Annotated in this window: 1 protein-coding gene; it reads left to right on the top strand. The window is 68.8% G+C overall.

The genetic code is table 11. The features are described 5' to 3' along the window. Window positions 1-4,063, top strand: a 4,063-nt coding sequence (locus tag ADADOO_RS06440) for a CHAT domain-containing protein (RefSeq protein ID WP_511276008.1), incomplete at both ends; no start/stop codon positions are given.

Raw genomic sequence — 4,063 nt, forward strand, 5'->3', positions numbered from 1 at the left:
TCGAGGCGATGATTCCCGGCTCGGCCCTGACCCGCCTGCTCAACAGCCTGCCGGCACTGGCCACCGACGCCGATCTGTCGGTCATCGCCGGCGACATCGAAGGCGGCGACTCGCTGTGGAACTCGCTCAAGGTGCTGGCCACCGACTGGTTCTACAAGAACGAGCACGACCTCGTTGTCGATACCGCCTCGATGCTCGGCGGCCTGCCGCGCCTCGCCAGCGGCGCCCGCTACCGCAAGGATCAGGGGGCCAAGGTCAATCATTTCCGCTATTTCACCAACGGCCAGAGCATCAACTGGCTGCGCGCCGCACTCAGCCGCGGCGACCAGGAAAGCGGCGGCTTCCTGCCCATTGAAAGTGCGGGCAAGAGCCGTGCCGCCCTTGCCCGGGGGGTGTTCATCCGTCGGCGCAGCGACAGTGCGCCACGGCCGATTGCCGTCGTCCTGCCCGGCACCATGGGCAGCCAACTAAAGGCCGGCGACGATGAGGTCTGGCTCAATTACGCGTCGCTATTTGCCGGCGGCCTCGGCAAGCTGCGCATGGGCAAGCCGGACATCACGCCGGTCGGCCTGGTCGACGACTTCTACGGCCCCCTCGTCGACTTCCTGGCGCGTAGCCACGACGTCGACATCTTCCCCTACGACTGGCGCCACTCGATCCGCGATGCCGCCGCTCGCCTGGCCGAAACCCTGGCCCCCCTCGTCGACCGCGCCGAGCGCACGCAACAGCCGCTGCGCCTCGTCGCCCATTCGATGGGCGGCCTCGTCGTCCGTTCGATGATCGCCGACAAGGCTGCTGGCGCCGCCCTCTGGCAGCGCATCTCGCGCCTGCCCGGCAGCCGCTTCCTGATGCTCGGTACGCCCAACTTCGGCTCCTACGAGGCGGTCCGCTGGCTGAGCGGCTTCAACCCGACGCAGGCCAAGCTGGCGCTGCTCGACATCACGCACGGCACCGACGAGATCATCGACCTCGTCCGCGGCTATGCCGGCCTGCTCGAACTGCTGCCCTTCGCGCCGCGCGATCCTGACTTCACCGACCTCACGCACTGGCAGGCGATCAGGGAAAGCACCGAGGCCGACTGGCAACTGGCCGATACCGCCGCGCTCAAGGAGGCGGCCATCTCGTGGCAACGCCTGCGCGACGCACCGCCCGACCCGCTGATGTGCTACGTCGCCGGTTGCCAGCCGGCCACCGTCGTCGACTACCAGCTGGTCAGCCGCGAAGACGAGCCGCCGAGCCAGCGCAAGAAACTCGAATTCATCGCCACCGCCTCCGGCGACGGCACGGTGAGCTGGGACTCCGGCCGTCTGCCCGGCGTCCCCATGTGGTACGTCGAGGACACCGCCCACGATGCGCTGTGCGCCCAGCCCAAAGCCTTCCCCGGCTACCTCGATCTGCTCGTCAAGGGCAGCACGACGCTGCTCCCCGCCGCCCCGCCGGCCCAGTCGCGCGCCGCCAGCGGCGAGGACCGTTTTGTCCTGCCGAGCATGCCGCTGGCCGACAGCATTCCCGGCCCGGACGAGATCGGCACATTTGGATTTTCGGGCGGAATTCCGGTTGACCGTGGAATCGGCGAAAAAGCCGGTCTGCTCATCGATATCGGCATCACCCACGGCAGCCTGGCCTACGCCAAGCACCCGGTCGTCGTCGGCCACTACCAGGGCGACACCATCGTCAGCGCCGAGAAGGCGCTCGACCGCCAATTGGGCGGCGCCCTGTCGGGCCGCGCCGATCTCGGCATCTACCCGGGCCCGCTCGGCACCTGCACCACTTTCTTCAACGACAGCCCGACGGCCAAGCCGGCCGGCGCCCTGGTCGTCGGCCTCGGCGAAGTCGGCAAGCTCGGCCCCGGCCAGCTCGAAGAAGCCATGCGCAGCGCCCTGCTCGACTATGCGCTGCGCGTCGCCCACTGGCCGGACGACCGTTTCGGCGAAGCCAGCCGGCCGCGCTCGGCGGCCTTCAGCTGCCTGCTCATCGGCACCGGCGCTGGCGGCGTGCCGATCGGCGATGCCGTCGAGGCGGTCCTGCGCGCGGCGATTGCCGCCAATGCCCGACTGGCCGCCAACGAAATGGACGGCAAGGTGGTGATCGACCGCGTCGAGTTCGTCGAACTCTACGAAGACCTCGCCATATCGGCCGCCCACGCCCTGCGCAAGGCCATCGACAACGTCGATCTGGCTGGCAGCCTGCGCTGGAACGCGCTGGCCATCGAACCGGGCCAGGCCGGCCAGCACCGGCTGCGCGCCGACGAGGCGCCGGAATGGTGGCACCGCCTGGAAATCATCGTGGACGAGCACAACGACCAGTCGCTGCGCTTCATTTTCCCGACCGACAAGGCGCGCGCCGAGGAAACCATGGCCACCGGCCAGTTGTCGCTGGCCGACGCCTTCATCGACATGGCCAGCCAGGACACCAACCGCAACGCCGAGGCAGCCAAGACGCTGTTCGAACTGCTGCTGCCGGTCCGCATCAAGGAACTGTCGAGCCAGCAAGGCAACCTCGTGGTCCTCGTCGACCGGCGTTCGGCCCGCTATCCGTGGGAACTGCTCGAAGACCGCTGGGGCAGCAGCCCGCGCCCGCCGGCCGTCAATGCCGGGATGATCCGCCAGTTCAAGACGAGAAATTTCCGCGCCCGGCCGGCCTACGCGCCGAACGACACGGCGCTCGTCATCGGCAACCCGGATCTCGGCAACTCGCCCGACTTCGCCGACCTGCCCGGCGCCCGCGACGAGGCGCTGAGCGTCGTCGGCACGCTGACCAACGCCGGCTACGACGTCACCGACCGCATCGACGAACGCACCCCGGCCATCCTCGAAGCGCTGCATCGCGAAAAGTGGCGCATCCTCCACCTGGCTGGCCATGGCGTCCATGACTACCAGTCGGCGAAAATGGCCGTCGCCCGTTCGGGCATGGTCATCGGCCTCGACACCATCCTGACCCCGGGCGACATCGAGCAGATGCGCTGGGTGCCCGAGCTGGTCTTCATCAACTGCTGCCACGTCGGACGTATCGACGGGCACGGCAAGACCGAACCCGGCGTGCTCGCCGCCAACCTCGCCGAGCAGTTCATCAACATGGGCGTCAAGGCCGTCATCGCCGCCGGCTGGGCCGTTGACGACGTGGCCGGCAAGGCCTTCGCCGACGCTTTCTACCGCCACATGATGGCCGGCGGCTTCTTCGGCGAAGCGGTGCGCGCCGCCCGCGAGGAGATTTTCGTCGTCTGCGACAACGTCAATACCTGGGGCGCCTACCAGTGCTACGGCGACCCGAATTTCCGCCTGGCGCGCGACGGCGTGACGCACTACGCCGAGGCGCCGCCCTACGCGACGCCGCACGAACTGGCCATCGATCTCGATAATCTGGCCAGCGGCCTGCGCGACGGTGGCGACAACGCGGACATCGCCGAGCGCCTCGACCGCCGTCTCAAACGCATTCCACCCGCCCAGAAGGGCTGGACCCAGCGGGCCGATGTGGCGGCGGCGCTCGGCCTGGCCTGGGGCGAAGCCGGCGAATGGGGAAAAGCCATCGCCAGCCTGCGCGCCGCCCTCACCGCCGAATCCGGGCAATGCAGCGTGCGCGTCATCGAGCAACTGGCCAATTACGAAGTCCGCCTGGCCGGCAGCCGCTGGCTCGCCGCCGACGACGGCCAGCGGGACAACACGCTGCGCGCTAGCCTGCGCCAGGACATCGAACAGGCCATCGGCCGGCTCGCCGGGCTGTGCGCCAGCGGCCCGACCAGCGAACGGCTGAGCCTGCTCGGCAGTGCCTACAAACGCCTGGCGCTGATCGAAACGGCCGCTGGCGGGCGCTGCGAAGCCCTGGTCAACATGGCCGAGCATTACCGCGATGCCTACGCCCGCGAAGGCAAGGCCTACGCCTTCACCAACTGGGCCAGCGCCGCCCTGCTCATTCGTCGCTTCTATCCGGAACAACCGGCCGATCAGCCGCCGCTGCTCGGGCTGGCCACGCTGAAACAGGACGTCGCCCGCCTGCGCAAGGCACTCGACAAGCGCAACGCGAGCGCCCCGAATTTCTGGGACAGCGCCAGCCTGGCCGATCTCGA

This window comes from Azonexus sp. (assembly GCF_036170495.1).
Lineage (GTDB): Bacteria > Pseudomonadota > Gammaproteobacteria > Burkholderiales > Rhodocyclaceae > Azonexus.